Annotated in this window: 5 protein-coding genes; 3 read left to right on the top strand and 2 right to left on the bottom strand. The window is 37.0% G+C overall.

The window, feature by feature from the left end:
• Positions 1–146: 146 nt before the first annotated feature.
• Together RYM16_RS08620 and RYM16_RS08615 are read right to left on the bottom strand one after the other, a co-directional pair.
• Complete coding sequence (locus tag RYM16_RS08620) at positions 147–1598, bottom strand: hypothetical protein (protein WP_314983341.1); 1452 nt, start codon at positions 1596–1598, stop codon at positions 147–149.
• A 294-nt stretch (positions 1599–1892) separates the two neighbouring features.
• Entirely contained in the window at positions 1893–3452 is a 1560-nt protein-coding gene (locus RYM16_RS08615) for a hypothetical protein (protein WP_314983340.1), read from the bottom strand.
• A gap of 148 nt (positions 3453–3600) precedes the next feature.
• Here RYM16_RS08615 and RYM16_RS08610 point away from each other — a divergent pair, with 148 nt between their 5' ends.
• Genes RYM16_RS08610 through RYM16_RS08600 form a run of 3 tightly spaced genes read left to right on the top strand, consistent with a single transcriptional unit; the run spans position 3601 to position 6525 of the window.
• Entirely contained in the window at positions 3601–4773 is a 1173-nt protein-coding gene (locus RYM16_RS08610) for an iron-containing alcohol dehydrogenase (protein ID WP_314983339.1), read from the top strand.
• Positions 4774–4797: 24 nt separating this feature from the next.
• The gene (locus RYM16_RS08605; RefSeq protein ID WP_314983338.1) at positions 4798–5628 is read left to right on the top strand and encodes a hypothetical protein; all 831 of its coding nucleotides are present in this window, start codon (positions 4798–4800) and stop codon (positions 5626–5628) included.
• A 30-nt stretch (positions 5629–5658) separates the two neighbouring features.
• The gene (locus RYM16_RS08600) at positions 5659–6525 is read left to right on the top strand and encodes a hypothetical protein (protein ID WP_314983337.1); all 867 of its coding nucleotides are present in this window, start codon (positions 5659–5661) and stop codon (positions 6523–6525) included.
• The last annotated feature ends 120 nt before the right edge of the window (positions 6526–6645 follow it).

Here is a 6645-nt window from a genome sequence, read left to right as displayed (position 1 = left end):
TTTTTACCGACCCCCAGTTTAACTGGGGGTTTAGTCATGCCTATTCGGCGTACAAGAATAAAAGCAGTACCTCGTAGTGAGGTACTGCTTTTATAATCTTATAATATGATATGGTTTTTTGTTATGTTGCTTATACTAATGTTATGTTAGATATAAAGTACATGGAATATAACACTGCGTAAGCTGAATTCACTTACAACGTAGGATGCTATAAAGAGTCTATATCCTGTACCATCGATGACAACAGGATCAATAGTTTTACTGTCACCTACCTTACGGAAGGTATCATATAAATGGTGTACCTCGGTTACTCCGTTTGGCATAGATACCTCTAAATCAAGACCATCGTTGATTAATTGGAAAGAGATGTCGTTGAATTTTGCAGAAGGCCTTTGATGTTCCACAATATTCGTATCAGTCACTTGTAAGTAAATATTAGGAATATAATTATTGTAACCTGTTACCGAAATAGCCTTTGGTAACTCCTTAGCCTCAAAATGAATACTCTCCAGTTGTTTTGTATTTGCTGGAGTGATAGGCGGTGTTTTTTCAGTATCTTTATTATCTTCCGTATTTTCTGTATCTTCAATATATGGATATTCATAAGATGTTCTATAAGTTAGGCCATATGAGTTAAAGGTTTCTACTATAGGAAGACGTACCTGCCATTGACCAGCTACTTTAGTGTAGGTTGCTAAATCTCTATATGTTGTATAGCCTACAACTGGCATAAATAAAATGGCGCCTAGTGCGAGAGCCATGACGGTAGTGTGTACAGATGGTGTTAATCGTTTAACAAGAGAGTACACATTGTATATCAAGAAGATTAGATTGAATGCACCTACATAGATTGTATTGAGCCATAATACAGGATCATTGATTAAACGCTTTCCTATGAGCGCTAAACAAATGGTAGTGAGGGTAATAAACAAGATACACAATATCCGTTGTGTTCGATTGCTTTCACTAGATCTAAAACTAGCCAAATAGAATAAGTAGAATAGAGTCACATACGGATAGTATGTGTAAAGAAAACGTGTGTCTAAGCGGAAGCCTAATAATATTAGTAATAAATAAATAGTAGCAAGAACCCCTGTTATGATGGATGCTTTTGGCAAAATAACGCCAAATACAATTGTGAAAAATGAACTAGGCTCAGGTGGTCCTGCAGGATCCTCTTTATACGTGCAGACCATAGTCATACAAATAAAAGCGTTTATAGATGCTAGTATTTTGAAAATCAAGTGGGTGAAGTCAAATGGTTCGTTGATGATGATGTAGAAGAACCATAGGCTTATGATGATGACAACATTATATATCGTAGAGGCAATACAGGTGATAAAAATCCGTTTAAGCCGGTTTATAATTTCACCGATGTAGTGTTTCCCTGTAGATGTGAAATATAATGCAATCATTGTATATAACCATAGGTAAGATATATTTTCTACGGCTAGTCTAATGCCTTGTACCTCATGAAAAGTTTCGTGAACAAAATAGAGCCATGTGCTGATGCCGATGCTTGCTAAGGTATATAAAATGGATAATTTTTGGTTTCGTGTTATATAGGTTTGTAATATAACGATGTAAAAAAACTGCATATACATTAATAGGTTCATGTGAGCAAACCAAGGGTGAGAAATGTATAGCGGCGTACACGAGAATATGGTGATTAATGCCAGTAATATAGGGTGCTGCGTCGCCAAATCTCGCAGTGAAGCCCTCACATGTTTAATTGCAAATTTCATAGATTTTCCACCTCTATAAATATCTTTTTTATCAGTAGTATACCTGTTCTTAGGTGAAAGTCTTATGAGGTTTATGTAATAGGAACTAAGGATAAGCTCAGTTAAGAAAAAAGCAGTACCTCGTAGTGAGGTACTGCTTTTATAGGTTTAATTATATAGTACATTAAATTTAAGTTTACGTGTATCGAATTGGTTTATGAAGTACGACGTAATCAATAGCTTGTATCCATTGCCTTCTATAATGATAGGATCGATAGCTGTTTTATCGACGGTAAGGAACTTATCATAAATATGATGCACCTCTGTTACTCCATTTGGTAAAGATACTTCTAGATCAAGGCCATGGTTAAGGAATTTGAAGGAAATAGAGTCGAAGTTAGCCGATTCTACTTGATATTCCTTAAGGTCTCTTTCATAGACTATTAATTCGATATTTTCAATGTATTTGTCGTAGCCTGCAATAGAAATAACCTTTGGTGCAGACAAAGCATCAAAATTGATATACTCGACGCGTCTGCCGTTTACTGGGTTTGTATCTGGCAGTTTTAAATCGTCCACAGGTACATATGGTGTGCCGTAATCTGTGAAGTTAGGATCAAAGGTAGCAGCTATTGGTAGGCTTGCATGCCATTTGCCATCAACTTTAGTATAGGTCACAAATTCACGATACGTTGTATAGCCTATGAATGGTGTCAAGAGAACAGCACCTAAGGCAAGAGCCATAATGGTGGTGTGGACAGAAGGTTTTAAACCCTTCACAAGAGAATATACATTGTGTGCTAAGAAAATTAGATTGAATGCACTTACGTAAATCGTATTGAGCCAGAGAATTGGTTCATTAATTACACGCTTACCGATAAGGGCTAAGCACAATGTAGTAAGGGTAATGAACAAGAAGCACAGGATTTGTTGTGTTCTGCTGCTTTCACTAGATCTAAAGCTAGCCAAGTAGAATAAGTAGAAAATAGCTACATACGGATAGTACGTGTAGAAGAACCGGGTGTCATCGCGAAGCCCCAACAGAATCAAGACTAAATAGATATTAGCTAGAATGCCTGTAATGATGGACGCCTTTGGCAAGATGATGCCGAATACAACGGTAAAGAATGAGTTTGGTGCGGGAGGACCTGCTGGATCCTCTTTATAAGAACATACCATAGATAGACAAATGAATATATTAATGGATGCAAGCACCTTAAAAATAGTTTCTTCAACATCGAATGGTTGGTCTATGATGATGAAGAAGAACCATAAACTCATAATGATAACAATGTTATATAACGTTGACGTAACAAGGGTGATACCAATTCGCTTGATGCGGTTGATGATTTCGCCGATGTAGTGTTCACCGGGCGATGTGAAATATAAGGCAATCATGGAGTACAGCCATAGGAAGGATATATTTTCCGTAGCTAGCTCAATGCCCCGCACATAGCCATAGGTTTCGTGAATCATATAAAGGCCGACGCTGATTCCGATACTTACCAAGGTATATAATATGGAAAACTTTCGTGCCCTTGTTATATAGCTTTGTAATATAACGATAAAGAAATACAGTGAGTATAGCTTAATGTCGATGTCGGAAAACCAGTCTTGTTCAATATACAACGGCGTACATGAAAATACGGCAATCAATGCCAGTAATATTGGCGACTGCGTTGCTAGGTCCCGTAGCGAAGACCATAAATGTTTAATGGCAAATTTCATAGATGTTCTCTCCCTCTATAAATATAAATACTCCCTCTTATTATTAGTATACCTGTTTTCTGGTGAAAGTCCTATGAGGTTTTACATGGTCTTAAATATACATTACAATAGCACTAAGAAGTAATTTTCAGAGAAACGAGGTTGTCACATGGAATTCTCTTATTTTTTACCTGTAAATATCCAATTTGGTTGGAATAAAGTAGATAGCGTTGCTGATTTTGTTGCGCCCTATGGCAAGAAAGCCCTCGTCGTAACAGGTCGCACTAGTGCGAAAAAATCTGGTTTGTATGACCGTGTGGTAGCGAAATTAGAGGCGGCTCATATTAACCATGTGCTGTTTGATCAAGTTGATGCCAATCCATTAACGACGACTGCTTTAGATGGTGCAGCCGTGGCTAAAACTGAAAGCTGTGACGTAGTTATCGCCATCGGCGGTGGGTCCATTATGGACTGTGCAAAGGGGATAGCCTTCATGGCGGTTAACGAAGGAGATATTAACGACTATATCTTCAACCGTAAAACAAGTGACAATGCATTACCTCTCGTTGTCATTCCAACGACATGTGGTACAGGCTCTGAAGGTAATGGCTTTGGCGTGCTTACTAATCCTGAAACAGGGGATAAGAAATCCTTGCGCTGTAACGCCATCGTGCCTAAGGTTTCTATCGTAGATCCCGGTGTGATGGGCACCATGCCACCTCATGTGTTGGCCTCCGTTGGTTTTGATGCACTATGCCATAATATTGAGGCTTACACATCTAAAACGGCACAACCTTTTACTGATGCATTATCCTATTATGCAGTTACATTATTAGCACAATATCTGGTGCCTCTATATAAACATGTGAAAGCCGTTGCCAACAGCAAACCTGAAGTGCTGAGCGAAAAACAACTCACAAAGGCTTGGGAAGCTGTAACCCTTGCTAGTACCATTGGCGGTATGGTAATCAATACGGCCGGTGTAACACTAGCCCATGGTATGGAACACCCTGCCAGTGGTCTTAAAGATATTACACACGGTGTGGGCCTTGCCGTTATTGAACCTGTGGTAGTGGAATACACGTGGAGTGCTAATCCTGATAAATTTGGTGCATTGGCTCGTATCTTTAACCATGGCGATGGCTCTGAATTAGGTGAAGCGTTACGTTTTATCGTACATGACCTGGACCTTACTACAAACCTTACAGAATTAGGCTTTACGAAAAAAGACATTCCTTGGCTTGTCGATAACGTGTATGTCGTAGCTACCGGCAATATTGCTAATACAGTGGCCGATGTGAGTCAGGAAGATATAGAAATGTTGTATAAGAAAATGTTCTAAGTATTGTCATGATAGGAGAGAATTTTGTTCCAAGGATTTTATGGCCTATTAACGGTTATGCTATGCGTGTTGTTTGCAATTGTGGTAGCGCTATTTAACATAGCACCTATTACATACATGGTTTTTGGTATAGCCATAGTATTGAGTGTGTTACTGCAATATGGTCGCTTTAAGAAACGAACCATATCTGAAAAAGCTCATATACGACTAGTTTTGGGTTTTTTTTTTTTTATAAATCTTTGTATTTGTTTGTTTTTTTTTGTTTGTATTCAATTTTATAATCAAACGACTCGTGATCAAACTGATGGTTTTGAGTTTAGTACGATGGATTGGAAACGTGGTTGGCCTAATAGTGAAGAATTGCCGGAGGGGTTAAAACGACCAGAGAAACTTCCAGAAGGTATTTATAGAGCGTCTGCTTTTCGTAGTGATTTAGTATGGGCTAATGCATATCGAGAAAGATATACAGTACTTGAAGGAGACCTTAAAGTAATCTCACAATATGAAGCGATAGCTAAGCAAAATGCAGCTTATACAGCGCAAATTGATGCGGATGGTGTATTGCGTGATTTAGATACTGGGGAGAAAAAGCGTTTTATATCTCACCCAAATAGCTATAATATTATAGAAAGTATAGGAGAAGAACCTTTAAATTTGCCGCAACGGAATTTTATAGAGTGGTTGCGCTTTGCACCCCGAAAAGAAACAAAAACAGTAGTCAAGGATACATATAATTCTACGCGGAATCATAGATTATATGTATTTGTTGATGATGGTAATACAAAGAGACCTCATTTTGTGGAACTTTTGATTAGTAATGATGGGACACGGGCGGTGTTTTATCAATCTAAGTAACTTGAATAGGTGTTGTTGTGGAGAGTGTATATGCGACAGTGTTTAATGTATTTAAAGAATTTGTTTACTGAGCCTCCATATAGAAAAAGTATATGGTTCTTTATAATTCTTTGGATACTAACATTTTTGTTTTCGGATGAGATATCATATTCTGGGTTATACTATCTGATTTTGTTAGTAGCTACGATTGTGTTATTGCTTGAAAAATGTGGAGTAATCGATAGTGAGAAAGCTATACGAAAAAGATTTTTAACATATTTTTATGTAATCTTTTTTCTGTGTATGCTTCCTACATTAGCTGTTACTTTAGTATTTTCTGCTGTAGGGATATCCCATTATGATACACAACGATGGCACTCTACATGGCCTTCATCTAAGGCGGGGTATATTCCACCTCCATTACAAACACCTAAGTTTTTACCAGGGAGTTTGAAAGTGATTTCTTCTGCTGAAGTAATTGGAATAGGTGGAAATCAAAGATGTTTAGTATTAGATGGTGATAAAGCTACGATTTCAAGGTATGAGGAAACAGTTAAATCTAATGCTTGGTATTCGTTTATAAATGGCAGAGACAAAGATACTACAGTTGAAGGACTTAATTCCTTTACATATCCAAAAGATAAAAATGTATTGGTTAGTGATATAGACAATTATTATGAGATTATCACCATTCAACGACAAAACTGGAAATTATTTCCCTGGATAATTGATGGTACACAAAGTGTCGGTGATGATCCTAATGAAGATTATTATTATAGTACTCGGATATCGGCTGATAAATATGTAGTATATGTTGTTTATCATAACTTTGATCAAGACCAGCCTAGAGTCATTTGCTTTATGTTTAATCCAGAGCGAACTCGAATGATTACTGTAGATATAGATATGTATCATTAGTATTTATCTACTTTGATTTTATGAGTTAAAGTGGTTTACTAATTAAATATATTAATCCTTATATCAAATTATTTAAGTTTGACAGTGTTAAATCATATCTTTATAATGTGATTTTATAAG

It is taken from the genome of uncultured Veillonella sp., assembly GCF_963524655.1.
Taxonomy (GTDB): Bacteria; Bacillota; Negativicutes; order Veillonellales; family Veillonellaceae; genus Veillonella.
The sequence above is the reverse complement of the archived record's forward strand: the minus strand, read 5'-3'. Positions and strand labels throughout refer to the sequence as shown.

What these genes read in the sequence shown, in the direction of transcription:
- RYM16_RS08620 (WP_314983341.1), bottom strand. Translation starts at nt 1,598, where the DNA reads ATGCAGTTTTTTTACATCGTTATATTACAAACCTATATAACACGAAAC.
- RYM16_RS08615 (WP_314983340.1), bottom strand. Translation starts at nt 3,452, where the DNA reads ATGAAATTTGCCATTAAACATTTATGGTCTTCGCTACGGGACCTAGCA.
- RYM16_RS08610 (WP_314983339.1), top strand. Translation starts at nt 3,601, where the DNA reads ATGGAATTCTCTTATTTTTTACCTGTAAATATCCAATTTGGTTGGAAT.
- RYM16_RS08600 (WP_314983337.1), top strand. Translation starts at nt 5,659, where the DNA reads ATGCGACAGTGTTTAATGTATTTAAAGAATTTGTTTACTGAGCCTCCA.